This window comes from Flavobacterium columnare NBRC 100251 = ATCC 23463 (assembly GCF_002530675.1).
In the GTDB taxonomy this organism is placed as follows: Bacteria; Bacteroidota; Bacteroidia; order Flavobacteriales; family Flavobacteriaceae; genus Flavobacterium; species Flavobacterium columnare.
Window position 1 is genome coordinate 1 of the sequence record NZ_PCMX01000051.1, and the last position, 20,691, is coordinate 20,691.

20 protein-coding genes are annotated in these 20,691 nt (G+C 30.2%); 4 read left to right on the forward strand and 16 right to left on the reverse strand.

Features of this window, described 5'->3' with window-relative positions:
- Nucleotides 1-807 precede the first annotated feature (807 nt).
- The 4 genes from B0A78_RS07660 to B0A78_RS07675 form a co-directional block, all read right to left on the reverse strand.
- Nucleotides 808-1,209, reverse strand: coding sequence for a DoxX family protein (locus B0A78_RS07660; RefSeq protein WP_014165252.1), 402 nt, complete (start codon nt 1,207-1,209; stop codon nt 808-810).
- A 25-nt stretch (nt 1,210-1,234) separates the two neighbouring features.
- Nucleotides 1,235-1,768 carry a carboxymuconolactone decarboxylase family protein gene (locus B0A78_RS07665; protein ID WP_014165251.1) on the reverse strand — a complete coding sequence of 178 codons (534 nt, stop codon included), beginning with the start codon at nt 1,766-1,768 and terminating at the stop codon, nt 1,235-1,237.
- Nucleotides 1,769-1,835: 67 nt separating this feature from the next.
- The gene (locus tag B0A78_RS07670; protein WP_014165250.1) at nt 1,836-2,696 is read right to left on the reverse strand and encodes a helix-turn-helix domain-containing protein; all 861 of its coding nucleotides are present in this window, start codon (nt 2,694-2,696) and stop codon (nt 1,836-1,838) included.
- A 567-nt stretch (nt 2,697-3,263) separates the two neighbouring features.
- Nucleotides 3,264-3,545, reverse strand: a complete 282-nt coding sequence (locus B0A78_RS07675) for a hypothetical protein (protein ID WP_014165249.1) — start codon at nt 3,543-3,545, stop codon at nt 3,264-3,266.
- Between the two features lie 73 nt (nt 3,546-3,618).
- On the opposite strand from B0A78_RS07675, the gene B0A78_RS07680 reads away from it, so the two are divergent.
- The gene (locus B0A78_RS07680; protein WP_014165248.1) at nt 3,619-4,194 is read left to right on the forward strand and encodes a GNAT family N-acetyltransferase; all 576 of its coding nucleotides are present in this window, start codon (nt 3,619-3,621) and stop codon (nt 4,192-4,194) included.
- 138 nt (nt 4,195-4,332) lie between these two features.
- Here the strand turns inward: B0A78_RS07680 and B0A78_RS07685 are convergent, their stop codons facing one another.
- The 3 genes from B0A78_RS07685 to glyA form a co-directional block, all read right to left on the reverse strand.
- Entirely contained in the window at nt 4,333-5,592 is a 1,260-nt protein-coding gene (locus B0A78_RS07685; RefSeq protein ID WP_014165247.1) for a dicarboxylate/amino acid:cation symporter, read from the reverse strand.
- Nucleotides 5,592-6,659 (reverse strand): chorismate synthase, encoded by a 1,068-nt coding sequence (gene aroC / locus B0A78_RS07690; protein ID WP_065213510.1) that lies wholly within the window; start codon nt 6,657-6,659, stop codon nt 5,592-5,594. Before aroC ends, B0A78_RS07685 begins: the two co-directional genes overlap by 1 nt.
- Before the next feature lie 130 nt (nt 6,660-6,789).
- A complete protein-coding gene (gene glyA / locus B0A78_RS07695; protein WP_014165245.1) occupies nt 6,790-8,064 on the reverse strand; it encodes a serine hydroxymethyltransferase in 1,275 nt (424 codons plus the stop codon).
- Nucleotides 8,065-8,178: 114 nt separating this feature from the next.
- On the opposite strand from glyA, the gene fahA reads away from it, so the two are divergent.
- Together fahA and B0A78_RS07705 are read left to right on the forward strand one after the other, a co-directional pair.
- Entirely contained in the window at nt 8,179-9,462 is a 1,284-nt protein-coding gene (fahA, locus tag B0A78_RS07700; protein ID WP_014165244.1) for a fumarylacetoacetase, read from the forward strand.
- 79 nt (nt 9,463-9,541) lie between these two features.
- Entirely contained in the window at nt 9,542-10,729 is a 1,188-nt protein-coding gene (locus B0A78_RS07705; protein WP_014165243.1) for a hypothetical protein, read from the forward strand.
- Nucleotides 10,730-10,928: 199 nt separating this feature from the next.
- On the opposite strand, the gene pheT is transcribed toward B0A78_RS07705, so the two are convergent.
- A complete protein-coding gene (pheT, locus tag B0A78_RS07710; protein WP_014165242.1) occupies nt 10,929-13,349 on the reverse strand; it encodes a phenylalanine--tRNA ligase subunit beta in 2,421 nt (806 codons plus the stop codon).
- 764 nt (nt 13,350-14,113) lie between these two features.
- Between pheT and B0A78_RS07715 the strand changes: the two genes are divergently transcribed.
- Nucleotides 14,114-14,731, forward strand: a complete 618-nt coding sequence (locus tag B0A78_RS07715; protein WP_014165241.1) for an outer membrane beta-barrel protein — start codon at nt 14,114-14,116, stop codon at nt 14,729-14,731.
- 281 nt (nt 14,732-15,012) lie between these two features.
- Here the strand turns inward: B0A78_RS07715 and ytxJ are convergent, their stop codons facing one another.
- From ytxJ to B0A78_RS07755, 8 genes are all read right to left on the reverse strand, one after another.
- Nucleotides 15,013-15,372 carry a bacillithiol system redox-active protein YtxJ gene (gene ytxJ, locus B0A78_RS07720; RefSeq protein ID WP_014165240.1) on the reverse strand — a complete coding sequence of 120 codons (360 nt, stop codon included), beginning with the start codon at nt 15,370-15,372 and terminating at the stop codon, nt 15,013-15,015.
- A gap of 40 nt (nt 15,373-15,412) precedes the next feature.
- Nucleotides 15,413-15,952, reverse strand: a complete 540-nt coding sequence (gene msrA / locus B0A78_RS07725; RefSeq protein WP_014165239.1) for a peptide-methionine (S)-S-oxide reductase MsrA — start codon at nt 15,950-15,952, stop codon at nt 15,413-15,415.
- A gap of 13 nt (nt 15,953-15,965) precedes the next feature.
- Nucleotides 15,966-16,424, reverse strand: a complete 459-nt coding sequence (gene msrB, locus B0A78_RS07730) for a peptide-methionine (R)-S-oxide reductase MsrB (protein WP_014165238.1) — start codon at nt 16,422-16,424, stop codon at nt 15,966-15,968.
- Nucleotides 16,425-16,674: 250 nt separating this feature from the next.
- Entirely contained in the window at nt 16,675-17,013 is a 339-nt protein-coding gene (locus B0A78_RS07735; protein ID WP_065213507.1) for a DUF4280 domain-containing protein, read from the reverse strand.
- Between the two features lie 128 nt (nt 17,014-17,141).
- Complete coding sequence (locus tag B0A78_RS07740) at nt 17,142-17,999, reverse strand: hypothetical protein (RefSeq protein WP_097609541.1); 858 nt, start codon at nt 17,997-17,999, stop codon at nt 17,142-17,144.
- Between the two features lies 1 nt (nt 18,000).
- Nucleotides 18,001-18,306, reverse strand: coding sequence for a hypothetical protein (locus B0A78_RS07745; protein WP_065213505.1), 306 nt, complete (start codon nt 18,304-18,306; stop codon nt 18,001-18,003).
- 76 nt (nt 18,307-18,382) lie between these two features.
- Nucleotides 18,383-18,946, reverse strand: a complete 564-nt coding sequence (locus B0A78_RS07750) for a hypothetical protein (RefSeq protein WP_097609542.1) — start codon at nt 18,944-18,946, stop codon at nt 18,383-18,385.
- An 80-nt stretch (nt 18,947-19,026) separates the two neighbouring features.
- Entirely contained in the window at nt 19,027-20,574 is a 1,548-nt protein-coding gene (locus B0A78_RS07755) for a hypothetical protein (protein ID WP_097609543.1), read from the reverse strand.
- Nucleotides 20,575-20,691 lie beyond the last annotated feature (117 nt).

Here is a 20,691-nt window from a genome sequence, read left to right on the forward strand (position 1 = left end):
AGCAACTTGAATTAATTATACGGATTTATATAAATTCTTATTTTTTTAGCTATTTTTAATTTATTAAATAACGTTTCATGATCTTCCACGCCATTAGATCTATAACCAAAAGCAATTTTATTATTTTTATATTTTTTGTTTTTAACAATATATACGTACCTAATCTTAACTTCAGATAACTTGCCTTTGTTATTATAAGCAGGCGTTACATTTTCAACCTCAGCAATTACTTCAATCCAATACTTTTTTTTTCTGATTTACAAATATTTATTACACTAAATACTAAGGTCCATAACCCTATTAAAATAAAAGGGATAAAGAATACTATGGCACATCCTATTAAATTCTTTTTTTGTGATAATTCTTCTTTCTTCATTTTTTCCTTGAACACTATTTTCGTGGAATAACTTTTTTATTAAGCTTTTATTAACTATAAATTAAGCTTTAAAGAGACTATCAAATGGTATAAAAACTCTATATCTTATTTTAGTTAATTGAATTATTTTTTGGTGGTATTTAAAAAGAATTATTTTTAAAAAATTAAATAAAAGGTTTAATAAAAAAATTATAAATATTTATAAATCAATAAATATAGTTCCTTTATCTCATTTATTAATTCATTTATTGTGCAATCTATAATACGTAATATGCACTGCTCTAAAAAAGTTAAATCTATTTAAGTGCAGTGCATTTTTATACGTCCTTGTAATTTGCAAGTCAATTCTTATTTTTTTATTAATTTGGTTATGGTATGTGTTCCGTTAGTAATAATACATTGGTATCCTTCTGGTAAATTTTTTATCTTGATTACTGCTCCCATAATGGTTTTTCTTTTTTAAATTGATCTAATGCTAAACCTAATAATGAACCAAATAATGCTATATGAATCATAATATTCATCCAATTTGCGGAAGGTATATGAACTGTGGTTAGAGCAACAAACATAACAAATGATAAAAAGCTATAGGAATAAAATAGTTTTTTATTACTAATGAGTAAAATTCCTGCAAGCAGTTCTAATGATGCTAAAACAATTGCTAAAATAAAAACGCCTGTATCTCCTAAAAAACTCCAACCTGTGGACTTTAGAAAACCTGCCATATTTTGTAAACCTGCTCCTCCTAAGAAGCCTTCAAAGAATTTTTCAAGTCCTCCCCAAATGAATAATAAGCCAAAGGCTATTCTTATAATTAAATTTCCTAAATTCATTTTGTTTTTTTTTAAAGTTAATAAATTAAATTTCAGTTGCTATTGGAAAATCAATTTCAAAACCAGCTAAATTATGAATATAATTACTGATGATTTTATCCCCTACAGTAATAACTAAGTCTATTAAATTGGCTTCTGTATAACCCACTTCAAAAAAAGCCTTTTTACTTTCTTCCGTAGCTCTTCCTTTATTTTCTACTACTGATGCGGTAAACTTAACTAGGGCATCTAACTTAGAATCAAAAGAAGCTGTTCCTTTTCTTAATTCTATGATTTGATCATTAGTAAAACCATTCATTTTTCCCAAAACAGTATGGGCTGATTGGCAATAACGACAACCATTAATTTGACTTGTAACAAGGTTAATAACTTCTCTTTCTTTTGCTTTTAAAGTACTTTTTCTGTTTTGTAAAGTTAAATAATCCCCTAATGCTGTTTCATTTTTTGCATAATAGGCATATAAATTAGGTACGAAGCCTAAGTCTTTTTGTAAATTATCAAAAATTACTTGATTGTTTTCGGATACTTCTACTCGTGTAGGAACTGTAAACTTTGTCATTGTTTTTAATTTTAAATATTAATAAATTAATTACAATGCAAAGATGAGGTAAGAACAAAGGAATGTGTTAGGTTATCGTTCCCGATGAGTTGTCCATATTTCCCAAAAGATGTTTTTTAAATTCTGACGGACTTAGATTTTCAGATTTTTTAAAGAAACGACTGAAAGTTTGTATATCTTCAAACCCTATTTCGTATGCTATTTCTTTTATAGGTTTATCTGTATATCTAAGCATTCTTTTAGCTTCTAAAAGTTTTCTTTCATGAATAATTTGTAATGGACTTTTGTCCGAAACTTTTGAAAAAAGATTAGCAAGGGTTTTGGCAGATTTATTTAATAATTCGGCATATTCTTTTACGGTATGTTTGTTTCTAAAATGTTGTTCTACTAAATAATGATATTCTCTAACTAAATCTACTTCTTTTATCTCTAATTTAGAAAAGTTCATTTGAGATTTATAGACACGTGTACAAAGTATGATAAATCTTTTTAACATCATTTGCAACATTTCTAATTGTAAATCATCTTTTGATTGCATTTCTACTTGAAACATTTGCCAAAATATTTCAAATTTATCAATTTCTTCTTTGGGTATTTGAAAATAGGGTAATTGATTGGCTCCATAAAATAAAAGTCCTTTACAACTTACCTCACTATCATGGTCTTTAACACAATAAAACTCTCGATTGAATTTTATGATTCTTGCTGTTTCTAAGTTTACAAATTCTATTTTATGGAATGCTGTCAGACAAAAAATAGTATTATTATCAAGAGATAATTTTATGCCTTCATAAGATACTTCGGATTCATTTCCTTTTATCCATACAAATAAAAGAGGATAAGATGATGTATCATCAAAGGTTAATGAACTTCCTTTTTGTAAGTTTATTAACTCTATGTATTCGTCATTTAATCCTCTGTATATCATTTAAATTTTATTTTGTAAATGGTGAATATTTTCTTTGTTATGACTTGTTATTATTTTATAAATAAAATTGTATACAAATATAAATGAAATAATAACAGTGATAATCTTTTTCGAAATACTCAAAATCAAAACAAACAAAAGATACAAAAACAATCGTACAATAAAAAATAAAAAGTCAAATCTTGACCAGTTAACTCAATCATTTTTTTACTTAAATAAAAATACCTATTATTTTCAAATTGAACGTGAAAATTTTTTGAGATTGAGTAAACAAAGTAATAGACTAATAAATTCTTATTGCCAGATCGACTATTTTTAAAACGCTCTCTTTCATATCCTAATCAAAAGATAAAACTGATGGAATACTATTAATTGATAAGCTATATTAACCCTTAAAAAAAACAGGCAAATAGAAATCTTTTGTATTAAAACCAAATTGCCATCCGTGATCTGAAAATCCAAAATCGATAGTTTTTCAGGCATTTTCTTAAATTAACAAATAAAAAACTTCTGTTAATCTAAAAAAGCCTAACAGAAGTTACAATCATCCTTTATTTCATTAAGTTCTTACACAATTTTATAAATACGATGTATTGGAATAGTAACTCCTTTTTTTAGAATTATTTCTTGATCTGTTACTCCCCAAACTGTTGTATCCACTACTTTTTTTGAAACGGCATCTTCAAAATAAATTTTAATTTTAGCATGCTCTACATTTCCTAATACCTGTGCTCTTTCTAACTCTGCTTTTAGTTGTGTTCTATCCTTTAATTCTTCCAATACTTGTTCTGTAGGAAAATACAGATTTTCAATCAATTCTTTTTCTATTAATTCAAATTTTGTTTCCATATATTTACACTTATTTTTATGGGTCTGAGATATTATAAATTTAATGATTTTTTACACTAAATTACATTTTTTTATGAATTCCTTTACTTTTTTACCGTTTCAAAATTTAGAATCAGAACGATTAATCTTAAGAAAAATGACTCATAAGGATGTAGATGAGGTATTTGCCTTACGAAGTAATGCTGATAATATGCAATTTATACCGCGTTCGTTACTAAAAAACAAAGTAGAAGCCTTAGAACTGATTGATACAATCAATAATAAAATTGAGCAAAATGAAGGAATTAATTGGGCGATTACTGAAAAACCAAACGATAAATTAATAGGTTTTTTAGGTCATTATCGTATACAAAAAGAAAATTATCGTTCTGAAATAGGTTATATGATATTACCCGAATATAGTGGCAAAGGTATCATTACAGAGGCTACTGAACTTATATTAGACTATGGTTTTAATCAAATGGGGTTGCATTCTATAGAAGCTGTAATAGACCCTAGAAATCAAGCTTCTGCACGAGTATTAGAGAAATTGGGCTTTATAAAAGAAGGTCATTTACGAGAGAATGAATATTTTGAGGGTAAATTTTGGGATTCTGTCATTTATTCAATCTTAAAATCGGAATTTAACTTAAAAGATACAAAGAAGTAGCATTCATATTAAGCATAAAAATTTGATCAAAATATGAAACTCCATTTTTTAGACAAAAGCTCTAAAAAATGGAGTTTTAAAAAAATATGAGATCCGTCTGAACTTAGGTTCAGAAACCTCTATGAATTTATTTTTTTACTATTCTTTTTCCCAATTTCCAACTACAGAAGTTGCTAAGGCATTACCCAAAACATTCGTTGCACTTCTGAACATATCACAAAAATGATCTATTGGCAATATCAAAGCAATGCCTTCTACGGGAATATCAAACATTCCGCAAGTGGCTGCTACAACTACTAAACTAGCTCTTGGAACTCCAGCTATTCCTTTGCTTGTTAGCATTAAAACTAATAACATAGTTAATTGGGTTCCTAAGTCTAATGAAACACCGTAGGCTTGTGCTATAAAAATACTGGCAAAAGTCATATACATCATACTCCCATCTAAATTAAAAGAATAACCTAATGGCAGCATAAATGATACAATTTTGTCTTTTATACCAAATTTTTCTAATTCTTCTGTTAATTTAGGAAAAACAGCCTCGCTACTTGTTGTACCAAACGCAATTACTAAGGGTGAAACAATATGATTTAAAAGTGTTTTTATTCTTTTTCCTAAAAACAAATAACCTATGATTAGTAATACAATCCATAATGAAGTAATTCCTACTAAAAAGGAACCAAAATACTTAGCATAAGTTAATAAAAGTTCTCCTAAATCACGAATGGCAAATACACCTGCTATAGCTCCAAAAACACCTAGTGGGGCAAACTTCATTACATAGTTTACCATTTTTAAAATGATATGAGACGTTTTATCTAATGCGTTTATAACCGATTTTGTATGATCTCCTAAAGAAGCAGCTGCTAAACCAAAAAAGATTGAAAAGATTACAATTTGTAAAATTTCATTGGTTGCCATTGCTTCTACAACACTTTTAGGAATTATGTGCTCAACAAAATTTTGTGCAGAAAAATTTTGTGTTTTTTCGGTAACTTCCGCTGCTGTGGTTACATCCACTCCGCTTAAGTTTAGTCCAGCTCCTGGTTGCAAAATATTTACCCAAAACATGCCTATTAATAACGATATAAAAGAAGCGGTAAAAAACCACCCTAAAGCCTTTCCTCCTATTCGTCCAACCGCTTTGATATCTCCTAATTTAGCAATACCTACTACCAATGTTGTAAAAACTAGAGGTGAAATAATCATTTGAACTAAACGAATGAAAACAGTAGCGAACATCTTTATGTATCCACTAAAATCTTTAGCGGTAGTGTCATCACAAGTATTGTGTATAAAAATCCCTAATGCTGCACCTAAAAGCATTGCTAATAAGATTTGTACAGTAAGATTTGAAAAAATAGATTTCTTAGAAACCTCGTTTTTAGTTATTTCCATTATTTAAATTGATAAATTTTATTTAATAAATAATAATCTGCCATTACTAAAGCAGCCATGGCTTCTACAATTGGTACGGCTCTTGGCACTACACAAGGGTCATGCCTGCCTTTTCCTTGTTGTTCTACAATATGTCCATCAACCGTTAGGACTTCTTGTTTTTGAATTAGAGTTGCCACAGGTTTAAAAGCCACCCTAAAATAAATATCCATACCGTTACTTATTCCTCCTTGTATTCCTCCTGATAAATTGGTTTGGGTGGTTCCATCGGGATTAAAACGATCATTATGTTCACTCCCTTTCATTTTAGCTCCACAGAAACCACTTCCATACTCAAAACCATGAACTGCATTTATAGATAGCATAGCTTTTCCTAATTCAGCGTGTAATTTATCAAAAACAGGCTCACCTAAACCTACTGGTACATTTTGGATTACACAAGTTATGGTTCCTCCTATTGTATCGCCTTGTTTTTTGATTTCTTTAATGTGGTTTTCCATTAATTCTGCAACCTCTGAATCAGGGCATCTAACGGGATTAGATTCTATTTTAGAAAAATCCAATTCTTGATACGGTTTGTTTATACTTATTTCTCCTACGGAAGATACGAAAGCGTTTATTTTGATTTGAGGAATTATTTGTTTTGCTACGGCGCCCGCTAATACTCTACAACTCGTTTCTCTTGCAGAACTGCGTCCTCCTCCTCTGTAGTCACGAAAACCGTATTTTTGATCATAGACATAATCGGCATGACTAGGTCTGTATGTATTTTTTATATGACTATAATCCTCTGATTTTTGATTGGTATTAGGGATTATAAAACCTATAGAAGTACCTGTTGTTTTTCCTTCAAAAATTCCAGATAAAAATTGTACTTCATCTTCTTCTTTACGTTGTGTAACAATAGAGGATTGACCAGGCTTACGTCTTTGCATCTGTTGATGAATGAAGGACATATCTAACTCAATTCCTGACGGACATCCTTCAATTACACCTCCCAAAGCTTGTCCATGTGATTCTCCAAAAGTAGTTACTTTTAATATATTTCCAAAAGAATTTCCTGCCATTAGATTAGTATTATTAACGAATAGTAAAAGAATGTTTTTTAGATAAGTTTATTTTGAAATTTTTGCAGAACATTCAAAAAAATTAAGGCTGTCTATCTAAAACAGCCTTATTTAATTTTTGTACTATCAATTAAAAAACGAACATAGCTCGCTCGCTCATCATTTCGTTTACTTCATTAGCAACTTCTTCAAGAACTTCTTCGTTTGTATGATTCATCAATACACGATCTATCAGTTCTACGATCTTATCCATATCCGCTTCTACTAGACCACGAGTCGTAATAGCGGGTGTTCCAACACGAATACCTGAGGTTATAAAAGGTGATTTATCATCAAAAGGAACCATATTTTTATTTACTGTAATCTCTGCTTTTACTAATACATTTTCAGCTTCTTTTCCTGTTATTCCCTTATTACGCAAATCTATTAACATCATGTGATTGTCTGTTCCACCTGATATAATGTTATAGTCTCTTTTTATAAATGCTTCTGCCATTGCTTTTGCATTTTTTTGTACTTGCATTGCATAAGTAAAGAACTCATCTGATAAACATTCACCAAAAGCAACTGCTTTAGCAGCTATAATGTGCATTAGAGGGCCTCCTTGATTACCTGGAAAAACAGCCATATCTAATAAGTTAGACATCATCTTTACTTCTCCTTTAGGGGTTGTATAGCCCCAAGGGTTTGGAAAATCTTGTCCCATCATGATCATGCCTCCACGAGGACCACGTAATGTTTTATGAGTAGTGGTTGTTACAATATGGCAATGAGGAATTGGGTCATTCATTAATCCTTTTGCTATTAACCCTGCTGGGTGAGAAATGTCTGCCATTAAAATAGCACCTACAGAATCCGCAATTTCACGAAAACGTTTAAAGTCCATATCACGAGAATAAGCGGAAGCACCTGCGATAATTATTTTAGGTTGTTCTTTCGTAGCTATTTCCTGAATTGTATCATAATTTAACATTCCTGTTTCTTGATCTACTCCATAAAAAACAGGGTTGTATAATTTTCCTGAAAAATTCACCGGAGATCCGTGCGTTAAATGTCCCCCATGTGATAAATCAAAACCTAAAATTGTGTCTCCTGGTTGTAAACAAGCTGCAAAAACGGCTGTATTAGCTTGAGATCCTGAATGAGGTTGTACATTTACATACGCTGCTCCAAACAAAGCTTTTGCTCTATCAATAGCAATTTGTTCTACCACATCTACTACTTCACAACCTCCATAATACCTTTTACCTGGGTAACCTTCTGCATATTTATTAGTTAAACAAGAACCTGCCGCTTCCATTACTTGGTCGCTTACAAAATTCTCAGAAGCAATTAATTCAATACCGTGAATTTGTCTATCTTGTTCATCAAGAATTAAATCGAATATTTGTTCGTCGCGTAACATTTTTGAATATTTTTTTATAAATGGTTGTCAAAAATACAAAAAGTGTTTGGTATAATCCCAATAGAAACTATATTTGAGGTGTAAAAATTAATTAAAATCACAAAAAAATATAATATGCCTATTACAGCTAACAATCCTGAAAGAAGATCATGGCTAGAAGTATCATCTACCAGCGATTTTCCTATTCAAAATATTCCATTTGGTGTTTTTTTAACAAAGGACGATATTGTAACCGTTGGTACTCGCATTGGAGATTATGCTATTGACTTGGGAGCATTACATCAATTAGGATATTTTGAAGGAATTGATTTAACAGATGATGTTTTTCTTCAAGATGTTTTAAATGAATTTATTTCTTGTGGAAAAAAAACATGGCGATTAGTTCGTAACCGCATTGCGGATATTTTTGATGCTGAAAATGCAGATTTAAGAGATAATGCTAAACATCGTGAAGTAGTCATTTTTAAAATAGAAGATGTAGAAATGCAACTTCCTGTTTTTGTAGGGGATTATACCGATTTCTTTTCGAGTAGAGAACATGCTACAAATACAGGAAAAATGTTTCGTGATCCCGCTAATGCTTTATTACCAAACTGGTTACACATCCCTGTAGGGTACCATGGAAGAAGTTCTACGATTGTACCATCAGGAATTCCAGTGCATCGCCCTATGGGACAAACTATGCCTCCTGATGCAACAGCTCCAGTATTTGGTCCTTCTCGTTTGGTAGATTTTGAATTAGAAACAGCCTTTATAACTACAGATGCCAACCTAATGGGCGAAAATATTCCAGTAGCAGAAGCTGAGGATTATATTTTTGGTATGGTATTACTAAATGACTGGAGTGCTCGTGACATTCAAAAATGGGAATATGTTCCTCTGGGTCCTTTTTTAGCTAAAAATTTTGCAAGCTCTATCTCTCCTTGGATCGTTACTATGGATGCTTTAGAGCCTTTCCGTTGTGCATCACCTGTTCAGGAACCAACACCTCTTCCTTATTTACAACAAACTGGGGAGCACGCTTTTGATATCAAATTACAAGTAAGTATAACTCCTGAGGATTCGGAAGAAACAATCATCAGTAATACTAATTTCAAGTATATGTATTGGACTATGAATCAACAGTTAGCACATCATACTATTAACGGTTGTCGTATCAATTCTGGTGATATGATGGGATCCGGTACAATATCAGGGCCTACCCAAGACTCTCTTGGATCTATGTTAGAATTAACATGGGGTGGAAAAAACCCTATTCTTTTAAAAGATGGTTCTGAAAGAAAATTTATTAATGATGGAGATACTGTAATCATGAGAGGGTATTGCCAAAATGAACAAATAAGAATTGGTTTTGGAGAGGTTTCAAGCAAATTATTACCTCCTATTGCTACTAAATAAAACACTTTTTTAATACTCCGAGAGACTCGGAGTATTTTTTGGCTTGAATTTTGCGTAATCAGATTTAAAATTAAATTGTATGAAAAAAATTACTTCTCTGGTAGTACTTATTGGATTTTTGTTTAGCTGTAGTGGTGTTAAACAAACTCAATCAATGCTGAGTGATGGCAATTATGATGGAGCTATTGGTAAATCAATTGAAAATTTAAAAAACAATAAAAATTCCAAAGGCAAACAAGACTATGTTTATTTACTAGAAGAAGCTTTTTCTAAAGCCAAACAAAGGGATTTAGAAGCTATTTCTCTTTGGGAAAAAGAAGGCAATCCTAATCACTTAGAAAAAATATACAATACATATATCAAGCTACAAAACCGTCAAGAAAAAATACAACCTTTATTACCTCTAACTTTAATAAAAGAAGGTAGAAATGCACAATTTTCTTTTGAAGATTATTCAACACCCTTGGTTACTACTAAAAGTAAACTTTCTGATTTTTTATATGAAAACGCATTAAAATTAATGAAAACAAAAGATAAGATTAGTTTTCGTCGTGCTTTTGATGACTTTGAATATTTAAATACTATAAATCCAGGATATAAAGATTGTAATAAATTAATGGATGAATGTCATCTTAAGGGAACTGATTTCGTACATGTTTATACTAAAAATGAAACCAATATGGTTATTCCATCGCGTTTACAAAATGATCTTTTAGATTTTAGCACTCTTGGATTAAATGATAAGTGGACCATATATCATAGTAATAAACAAAAAAATACAAATTATGATTTTGCGATGGTTGTTAGTTTTAGAGGCATTAACATTTCTCCTGAAAAGGTTTTTGAAAGAGAGTTTTCAAAAGAAAAATTAATTAAAAATGGTACTAAACCTCAATTAAATTCAAATGGTCAACCCGTAAAAGATGAAAAAGGAAATACCATTATGATAGATAACATGATTACTGTTAGAAGTACTGTATATGAGTTTAGACAAAACAAATCGTGTAGTATTACTGCCAAAATTGATTATTTAAATTTAAATACTAATCAGTTAATAAATACCTTTCCTATAACCAGCAATTTCGTATTTGAAAACATTTATGCTAATTACAATGGCGATCCTAGAGCTTGTGATGAAAACTATTTGCCGTATTTTAATCGTAGAGCTACTTCTTTTCCAACAAATGAGCAAATGATATATGATTCAGGAGAGGATTTAAAAAATAAGTTAAAAAGTACTATTACAAGAAACAAATTTAGGCGATAACTATTTTTATTTTCTATTTTACATTTTATCGTTCTTTTTTGGTCGATTTGTTTTTAAATTTTTATAGGCTTAGCTGTATTCCTTTTTAAACCTATATTTTAGGTCGTTAAAAAGAAACCAATTAACAAGTACAATCATAAAATAAGGCTCGGATTTACAAACAAAATCCGAGCCTTATTTTGTACTTTCTATTTCTGTTTTATCTTAGAGTAGCTCCTAATTCCGTTTCAAAATTTTGAGTCAATTTACTCATTACTTTATCAATTTGCGAATCCGTAAGCGTTTTAGTACTATCTTGTAATAAGAAACTTATTGCGTATGATTTTTTACCTTCTGGTAAATTATTTCCTTGGTATACATCAAATAAATCTACTCTTTTTAATAGATTTTTTTCCGTTTTATTTGCTAAATCAAGGATTTTTTCAAATTCAATATGTTCATCTACAAGTAAGGCTAAATCACGACGTACTTCTGGATATTTTGAAATTTCTATAAATTTCACATTAGTTGATAAATGTTTTAATATAGCATTCCAATTAAAATCTGCAAAAAACACTTCTTGTTTGATATCAAAATGTTTTAGAATTGATTTTTTAATAGTTCCAAATTCTACTAAAGAAGAGGCTCCTAATTCATAAATCATCCCTTCGCTAAAAATATCACTTTTCATTGGCATAGTAACAATATTTTTGATTCCTAATCTTTCAAAAATATTTAAAATATAACCTTTAAACTGGAAAAAATCACTTGGTCTTTGGGCGTTTGTCCAAGATTCTTTTGAACGATTTCCGCTCATAGTTAAAGTTAGGTGCATTTTTTCTTCATGCCCTGCCAATTGTTTGTGATAAGTCTTACCAAATTCAAATAAACGTAAATCTGCATTTTTACGGTTTATATTGAAAGAAACGGCTTCTAACGCAGAAAACAACATAGATTGACGCATAGCGGACAAATCGTTGCTTAAAGGATTAAGCATCAAAACATTGTTTTTTTCATGTAAACTATTACTTAAATTCACATAATTTGGAGAGGTTAATGAGTTAGCCATCATTTCATTAAAACCATTCCCTACTAATAAGTTGGCAACAATATTTTGTACTTTATAATCTTCTGTTTTTGATGAATGTGCGGTTGTAGCATTTAATTTTTGTGAAAATTGTATGTTATTATAACCATAAACTCTTAGAATTTCTTCAATTACATCTATTTCACGAGTTACATCTACGCGGTAAGCTGGAACTGTCAGTCCTAATCCTACTTTAGATATACTATTTACTTTTATATCTAATGAAACTAAAATATTTTTAATTTCTTCATCGGGAATTTCTTGCCCTATAATTTTTTTAACTTTTTCTAAATTTAAGAAAACAGGAAAGTCTTCAATTTTTTTAGGATACACTTCCATGATATCGGAAGTCATTTCTCCACCCGCAATTTGACATATAAGGATTGCTGCACGTTTTAAAGCATATTCTGTGATGGTTGGATCAATTCCTCTTTCAAAGCGAAAAGACGCATCAGAATTAATTCCATGACGTTTAGCTGTTTTACGTACAGATACGGGATTAAAGTAAGCACTTTCTAAAAAGATAGAAGTAGTTCTTTCTGATACTCCTGATTTTTTACCTCCCATTACTCCTGCAATACATAAAGGTCCTTTTTCATCACAAATCATGATATCCTCTTTATGTAAACTTCTTTCTACATCATCTAGAGTAATAAATTTTTCTCCTTCTGTTGCATTTTTTACAATGATCTTACCATGTATTTTAGAGGCATCAAAGGCATGCAAAGGCTGTCCTAATTCATGCAAAACATAATTTGTTATGTCTACAATATTGTTTTTAGGTGTAAGTCCTATCGCTTTTAACCTATTTTGTAACCATGCTGGTGAGGTACCTACTTTTATATCTGAAATTGTAACGCCACAATATCTAGGGACTAATGTTGTATTTTCTACATTAACATCAATTTTTAAAGTTCTTTTTTCTACTTTATAAGAACTTACAGATGGTGTAATTAGTTCCGTGCTAATATCCTGTTGAAGCATACCTGCTCGTAAGTCTCTAGCAACCCCCCAATGACTCATAGCATCTGCCCTATTAGGAGTAAGTCCTATTTCAAAAACTTCATCAATTTCTACATTAAAAACTTTTGAAGCTAATGTTCCAACCTCTATACTTTCGTCTAGGACCATAATGCCTTCATGGCTGTCTCCTATACCTATTTCGTCTTCAGCACAGATCATTCCGTGGCTTTCTTCTCCTCTAATTTTACCTTTTTTTATTTCAAAAGAATTTCCTTCTTTATCATATAGCTTTGTGCCTATAGTTGCTACTATTACTTTTTGACCCACTGCTACATTACTGGCTCCACAAACTATTTGAACTGGCTCACCATTCCCTAGATCTACTGTAGTAATTTTAAGTTTGTCAGCATTGGGATGCTTTTCACAAGTCAATACATGTCCTACTATTAAACCTTCTAATCCTCCCTTAATTGAAAAAAACTTTTCAACCCCTTCTACTTCAAGACCTAAATCAGTTAATAATTCAGCGGTCTTTTCCGAACTCCAATCTGTCTTAATAAATTGTTTTAACCAGTTATATGAAATTTTCATTTTGAATATTTATCAAATTTTTAAAATATTGCAAAGATAAAAAATTACTTAGGAGTTTTAAGATAAATTTTTATTCTCTCTTTGTAGTCTATAATAATTAATTGCTTTTTTATTAGCTCGTTTTTTTGCTTTGACTGCCATTCAATTGTTTTTTAAAAAAATACGACGAAAGCATGAATAGTTGTTTTGATGAAGAATGAATATATTTATTGGTACAAAAAATTGATTTTGAAAGTGTTGTATATTCATTTCTATTATTTTGTCCGTTATAAATACTTTATTTATCTATGTTATATTTTCTTTGGATTTTTATGCTTTATTATTCTTTTTCATAAATCAGACAATCAATAAAAGGCAAACATCTTATTTCTTTTTATAGAATATAAAGCAACTATGTTTTATTAGACAAGTATCTTATAAGTCCACTTTCTACAACAGCATTTTAAAGAAAGTACTACATAGAACAAATAGACGGTTAAACTGCCATTTTTTCCTGTCATATTTTCACAAAAAAAACACTTAGTGTCATATTGTTATATTTTTTTACCTAAAGTTATTTTTTATTATTTTAATAACATAATACTAACATACAAATATTAAATGTTTTATTTTACAACTAAATTTCAATTTAAATCATTTTTGTTGTATTTATTTAAAAAATGATTTAAAAATAACATTAAGAAAATACCTTGCTAAAAATTTTAACTTTTTTTTGGAATAAAATTTGAAAAAGTCACTTCGTTAATCTTTAAAACATAGTTTTTATGAAAAATTTTTTAATTGCAAGCGCAATATTAATTACCTCAGGGGTATTTGCTCAAAAAGGGAGTTTTTATGTAGGTGGTCAAGTAGGCTATTCAAGTAGTAAAACAAAAATAGAGAGTACAACTACATCAGAGGGTTCAACGTGGAACTTTTCACCAGAAGTAGGTACTTTTTTAACAAATAATGTACAATTAGGTGTGGGCTTTACAACTCAAGGTTCAACAAAAGAATCTGGAAATACAGAAATAAAAGAAAATCAATATGGAGGTACTCTTTATGGTCGTTATTTTTTTGGAGAAGGGAGCAAGGCTTTTAGACCTTTTGTAGGACTTAACATTGGATTGTTACCTGGAAACTCTACTACTACTAGAAAAACTATTTTAGGGAATCTAGAATCTAAAAATACCACTTTTGAACTTAATACAAATCTAAATGCAGGATTTGGTTATGCTCTTTCTCCTAAAATTACAGTAGTAGGTTCTTTAGGTGTTTTAGGTTTTTCATCGCATACATCAAAGAATAAGGAAACGGATGTAAAGGAAGAAAAGAATACGTTTAATTTTGATATTAATTCTCTAGGAAATAGATTTAACGTAGGTATTTACTATACTTTGTAGAATAAATAATTATTCATACTAAAAAACAATAAAATATTTGATCAAGAGGCTGTCTAAAAGCAGTTGGATTTGTCATTTTAATTCTAAAGAAGATTGGGTAACTGTAATAAGTAAAATCAATTTATTTATTTCTTCTTTTGTTTTTATGCTTGTTTAAACTCTAAACTGCATCTTTAGACAGTCTCTTTTTATAATTTTATTCATATTTCTTGTTTTCGATTTTCGAACTGAAGATATGAATCGAATCTTTCCTTTTTCAATATAATGGTTTGTTGATACTGTTATGCTTTTATGAAGGCATCTATTTTATCTGCTATTTTTCGTGCTTCAATAGTATGATGAGAATCTCTATAAATTACTTTACCGTTTATAAGAACTATGATTTGTGGCGATTGATGAATTACGTCTAATCTTTCAGCTATAAAGTTTGACACGGATCTGTAAGCTAGTAAATCTAAATAATTAAAATCACATCTATTTTCTATTAACTTAAAGTCGTTTGTCAATCGTTCTTTTGCAAAGGCACTAATACCACAAGTTACACTATCTTTAAATATAACTTGTGGTTTGTTATTAGATTTTTCAATAATATCAAGCACTTCGTTTTCTGTTTTAATCGCATTCCATTTTGTTGTTTCCATATAATATACTTTTATTCAATATTTTTTAAGTTGTTAAATTTTAGGTGTTTTCTTTGAGTTTGTCAGCATACTTTTCTTTTAGTTTAGCTATTTTGGGCGAAATCACTACCTCACAGTACCCTTGATTGGTATTTTTATTATAATAATCTTGATGATAATCCTCTGCTGGATAAAAGATATCCAATGGTGCCAATTTTGTAACAATCTTGTTTTCAAAGACAGGGTTTAACTGTTCAATCACTTCTTGTGCTAATAATTTTTGTTCTTCATTATGATAAAATATAACGGATCTATATTGAGTACCATAATCTGCTCCTTGATAATTGAGTGTTGTAGGATTGTGATTGGTCATAAAAACACCCAATAATTCTGCGTAAGATAAAAAAAGAGTATTAAAGGTTACCTGTATTACCTCAGCATGATCTGTATCCCCGTTGCAAACTTCTTTATATGTAGGATTTTTTGTTTTACCTCCTGTATAACCTGATACGACTCTTTCAACTCCTTTTAGTCTTTGAACTATTGCTTCAATACACCAAAAACACCCTCCACCAAAAGTGGCTATTTCTGTTTTTTCCATACTTTTTATTCCTTTATTTTTGATCTTTATATAATGATGTCGAGTTTACGCAATAACGTAATCCATTGGGTTCTGGTCCATCAGGAAAAACATGCCCTAAATGACTATCGCATATATTGCACATTACCTCTACCCTAATCATTCCATAAGAACTATCTTTTATGTATTGAGTAGTGTTTTCTTTAATTGGTTGTGTAAAACTGGGCCATCCTGTTCCAGAATCAAATTTTTCTCTGGAATCAAAAAGAGGTGTATTGCAACAAACACAATTGTATACTCCTGGTTCGTATTGGGTACAATGTTCGCCCGAAAAACGAGCCTCAGTACCTTTTTTTCTCGTAATATAAAATTGTTCTTGGGTTAATACCTCCTTCCATTCATCATCTGTTTTTTCAATTCTTCTGTCTGGAGTTACGTTTCCTTTAGTAGCAAATCTAATTACGTCTGCCCAATTTAATTTTTTGTTTTTCATAACTCTTTCTTTTTATTTTGTTATACAAAGTTACAATTAAGTAACTTTAGAAGAGTTGTTCATTTTTCCTTAAAATTTGCAAATACTTCCCTTTTGTTTTAAACTAATTTCTTATATGTTTGAAAAACGTAAAACAGCTCATTAAAATAATGGTCCGCCCCATATTAGGCATTAGAAATTTATTACAGGTAAAATGACTTTGAATCTAAAAAGCAATTCGTTTTTTGTCTTCATGTTATTTCATGTTATTTCATGTTATTTCATGTTGCTCTCCATGTCCTTTATTTTCTACAGAAATTTTTCCTCCAATAGAACATTGACAAGTACTTTCTTCTGTAAGAATTTTATAATTATTAATACTGTCTTTTTCTGTGGTATTCTCCCATTTTTTGATGGCAGAAGTACATCTACTTTTAGTAATAGCACAAACCCCAAAACTGGGAATATTAGTTTCAGGCTGTTTGTCTTCTTCTGTGGCAATGAGTTTTCCGTCTACTCTACTAAAAGTCTGACTAGTTACTTTTAATGAACTTGGTTTTGTTCCTTTGTTGCAAACTAGAAGTCCATTTTCCGTGAGTTTTTGTGGCATGATCTACCGTTTTTATTTGAACAGGTTATTCCAAAAACCTTTTTTCTTTTGGGGGCATGCTTATCTCCTTTTTCTAAATCGTCTGCAATAAAAGAATTTTTCTTAATGGTGTCTTCCCTTTTCGTAACTTAGTCTTTGGGGGTATAGGCTCTACCTGTTTTTCTACAATATTCTTCGTATTGCTTTTCTTCAAATTCTTCCCATTCGGATTGTGTATAGGATTTGCCTTGGTGAATTTTATAAACCTCTGATCCCTTTTTTTCTTTTTCTCCTTTTTGAAGAAATTTTGTTTTTGAGTGGGGAATTTTATCTCCGTTGGGTAAATTTAAACTCCTTGATTCTTCATACAAAATTTTTCCATTACTCCCATCTATATATACCACTTTTATTGGTGGTAATATCTTATCTCCTGGTTCTATATCTGAATTACCATAAGTAAAAGATACAAGATACAGATGTTTCAATGTTGAAGGATCGTAACTTCTACTTACTCTATATTGTAGCTCTTCTTTATTAGGATTAGGCTTTACCATTAAATCTACATCATATTCTTCTTTAATTAATTTGCATAAATCTTCTGCTTTAAAAGGGTAATTTTTATCATTATCTGTTTCTTTTATAAGCTTACCGTTTTCGTCGTATTCTTTATCAATTCCTACAGAAAAACCATAAAAATTACTTCCGTTAATACGTAACGATAAATTTTTATGATAAATTTTTATTGTTTCATAGGGTGAATTTAGTTGCTCTATTTCTTCTCTATATCCTTCGTTACTTATAATAATCCTTACCCATATATTTTCTTTTATATATCTTTTATCAGTTGTAAAACTATTTTCCTTGTCAAGTTCCCAATTTTTATATTTTTCTTCGCTAAAATATTCCATAGAATCTTTTTTAATATTTTTGTTTATTTCTTCTCTTTTTTGACTTTTACAACCAATTGTATTAAATATCAGTATTACAAACAATATACTTTTTCTCATCTTACTGTACATTAGATTTTACAATTTTCCATTGCCAATGCCAAGTAGTTACTTTTGTATTGGCTGGAAATCCTGCCGAAGCACTTGCATACGACATAATATTTGTCGTTTTGTATTTATTATAAACAAATTTCTGATTTTTATTGGTTATGGTTCCATCTTTATGAGTATGAAATAATCCTAATCCGTGAAGGCCTTCGTGATTTAGTGTATAATCATTTCTAATTTTAAATAAACATACATTTTTTTTGCCTATATCTTGCACCTGACCTAATGTTCCTGAATAGCCACCTGGAAATACGACCATATCATAAGGCAATTCTGCAAAGCAAAAAACAATAAAATGATTTGTATATCTACTATTACCTGTTAGAGCAAGAAATTTAGTTTTTTTTAGAATTTAAGTATTGATCAAGTAAACTTCCTTGTTTGCCTTCTATAAATCTTTCTCCAACGTAAATAGTTTCTCCTGTTGAGCCATTTATAATATAACAAGTGAATTTTAACGTGTTAGTTTTATGATTAGTCCAAATTTCGTATAAAGGTATATTTAAATGCTTTTTTTCTTCATACCTGTTCATAGAATGAATTTGTTTCACGTCATAAATATCAACATCGTACTGAGTTTTCATTTTTTTTTCTAAATCTTCTATCGAAAATTTATAAGGTAAATCTAAATTAGTTTCTTTAATTAGTTTTCCTGTTTCATCATATTCTTTAATAGAATTAATAGGGAAATTATAAAAGTCATTTCCTTCAGCAACAAGATTTAATTTATCATTATACACAAATGTTTGGGTAGATGGTTTATTCTGCTTTTTTATTTTCAATATATAACCATTATTATTCGGAAAATATTGGATCATATCTCCATTCTTTTGAATTTGCATCCCAGTTATGTCATCAGTTGGCAAATCTATATATTGATTTACATCAAATTTTTTCATATTATTAATTTCTGTGTTTGATTTTATTTGGCTCCTACAAGATATAAAGATAAAAATACTTGTAATTAATATTATACTTCTCATTTTGCATTTTTTTTAATAATTTCCCATTGCCATTTCCATGTTGTTTTTCTTAATACTCCATTATAGCTCATAATGTTATCTGTACCATGAAGAGAATCTGTATGTGCATGTTTGTATGCAAATTTTTGATTTGGATTGGTAATTACACCATCTTTATGCGCATGGAATAGACCTAATCCGTGTAAACCTTCGTGACTTAATGTTAAATCATTTCTACCTTTAAATAAAACTAAATTTTTAATCCCAATTTCTTGAATTTGTCCAGCTGCATTATCATAAACATCATCAGCAATCACAAATACTGTAAAATAATCCTTGTATTTGCTATTCCCCGGTAATGCTAAAAATTTGGTACGCATATCTTTAAAAAAATGAGGAACTTTATCAGTGGCACCACTTCTATAATCCTCATTATATTTACCTCCTAAGTCAAATTTACCACCTCTACTATAATCAATATCAGTTGTTAAATCAAATGTCAATATATTTCCAGATGTATCTTTATCTTCTATTTTTGGAAAAATTAAAGATTGGTATAATGAATTTCGAAAACTTTTTTTCTCCGAATCTGTAAAAATTCCTAACTTAATATTTGTTAAACCTCCTAATAAATTAGTTCTTACTTGCACAAACACAAACTTTTGTTCTTTAATATTTTTCACTGCATTTTGTCCTGTTGTATTCTTATTAGGTAATACAATAATCTCGCCAGCCAATTTACGGGCAAAAATTTGTTCGGCTGCGGGTTTTGCAAGTGTACCTTTAGGGTAAACAAAAACTTTTATTTCTTGTTTTGTTGTAAATCCCTCAATACATTTTATTTTTATGGTATCGGCAGTAGCTTCACGTTTTGCTCCAAGTGCTTTGTCGCTGATTAATACAGGATTTGCATCGCTTCCATCTTTACCATTTATTTCAAAATAGCGTTTGTCAAAAACTATTCTTATTTGGTCAGGCTCGTCTGTTCCGCCTACTTCTACTAGTGTGCGGAGTTCTGCTTCAAAAGGAGGTTTTGGCATACCCGTAGGGACTGTTGCTGCGTCACTATACGGTTTGGGGAATAGGTTTAGGTAAGGAACAAAATAATCTTTTGTAAACGGTGCAGTTGCTGGTCTAGGAATTATATCAATAGGTATTTTATTGTATTCTTTTTGTAGTGCCTTAAAGCCTTCGTCTTTAGATTCGTATTCAGTGTTTACGTCTCTATGTGGAGCTCTGCCATTAGGGGCTTCATAACCATTTTCTAAACAATCGTAGTACTTAGCTTCTGTTGTTAAACCATTATCATCTTCACGCAACCAGTCAAAACCAAATTGTCCGGTATAACTGCCGTCTTGTTTTGTTCTAAACTCAACAATACATTCGGTGGTTATTTTGCTAACTGTAGGAGCAGTTTCTGGATTTCCGTGCGTAATTCCTTGTCTTGCGGTTATATTAACACTTCCTTCTAAAGAAGTTAAAGTAATAGGTCCTTTAGAATAAATGTTATATTCACCTCCAACAATTTCTGTAATTTTCCCTCCAACAATTCTAGTTCTACTCATAATTAATATTGCTTAGATTTATTAGCTGAATTTATTTGAACTTCTTCGCCTGAATGTTTATTTAAATTTTTTGTACTTGTTATATCCATTCCTTTACCTGAGCTGACGGAGGTCTTG

Coding starts and splice junctions, on each gene's coding strand:
- B0A78_RS07660 (WP_014165252.1), bottom strand. CDS start 1,209: ATGAATTTAGGAAATTTAATTATAAGAATAGCCTTTGGCTTATTATTC.
- B0A78_RS07665 (WP_014165251.1), bottom strand. CDS start 1,768: ATGACAAAGTTTACAGTTCCTACACGAGTAGAAGTATCCGAAAACAAT.
- B0A78_RS07670 (WP_014165250.1), bottom strand. CDS start 2,696: ATGATATACAGAGGATTAAATGACGAATACATAGAGTTAATAAACTTA.
- B0A78_RS07675 (WP_014165249.1), bottom strand. CDS start 3,545: ATGGAAACAAAATTTGAATTAATAGAAAAAGAATTGATTGAAAATCTG.
- B0A78_RS07680 (WP_014165248.1), top strand. CDS start 3,619: ATGAATTCCTTTACTTTTTTACCGTTTCAAAATTTAGAATCAGAACGA.
- B0A78_RS07685 (WP_014165247.1), bottom strand. CDS start 5,592: ATGGAAATAACTAAAAACGAGGTTTCTAAGAAATCTATTTTTTCAAAT.
- aroC (WP_065213510.1), bottom strand. CDS start 6,659: ATGGCAGGAAATTCTTTTGGAAATATATTAAAAGTAACTACTTTTGGA.
- glyA (WP_014165245.1), bottom strand. CDS start 8,064: ATGTTACGCGACGAACAAATATTCGATTTAATTCTTGATGAACAAGAT.
- fahA (WP_014165244.1), top strand. CDS start 8,179: ATGCCTATTACAGCTAACAATCCTGAAAGAAGATCATGGCTAGAAGTA.
- B0A78_RS07705 (WP_014165243.1), top strand. CDS start 9,542: ATGAAAAAAATTACTTCTCTGGTAGTACTTATTGGATTTTTGTTTAGC.
- pheT (WP_014165242.1), bottom strand. CDS start 13,349: ATGAAAATTTCATATAACTGGTTAAAACAATTTATTAAGACAGATTGG.
- B0A78_RS07715 (WP_014165241.1), top strand. CDS start 14,114: ATGAAAAATTTTTTAATTGCAAGCGCAATATTAATTACCTCAGGGGTA.
- ytxJ (WP_014165240.1), bottom strand. CDS start 15,372: ATGGAAACAACAAAATGGAATGCGATTAAAACAGAAAACGAAGTGCTT.
- msrA (WP_014165239.1), bottom strand. CDS start 15,952: ATGGAAAAAACAGAAATAGCCACTTTTGGTGGAGGGTGTTTTTGGTGT.
- msrB (WP_014165238.1), bottom strand. CDS start 16,424: ATGAAAAACAAAAAATTAAATTGGGCAGACGTAATTAGATTTGCTACT.
- B0A78_RS07735 (WP_065213507.1), bottom strand. CDS start 17,013: ATGCCACAAAAACTCACGGAAAATGGACTTCTAGTTTGCAACAAAGGA.
- B0A78_RS07740 (WP_097609541.1), bottom strand. CDS start 17,999: ATGAGAAAAAGTATATTGTTTGTAATACTGATATTTAATACAATTGGT.
- B0A78_RS07745 (WP_065213505.1), bottom strand. CDS start 18,306: ATGGTCGTATTTCCAGGTGGCTATTCAGGAACATTAGGTCAGGTGCAA.
- B0A78_RS07750 (WP_097609542.1), bottom strand. CDS start 18,946: ATGAAAAAATTTGATGTAAATCAATATATAGATTTGCCAACTGATGAC.
- B0A78_RS07755 (WP_097609543.1), bottom strand. CDS start 20,574: ATGAGTAGAACTAGAATTGTTGGAGGGAAAATTACAGAAATTGTTGGA.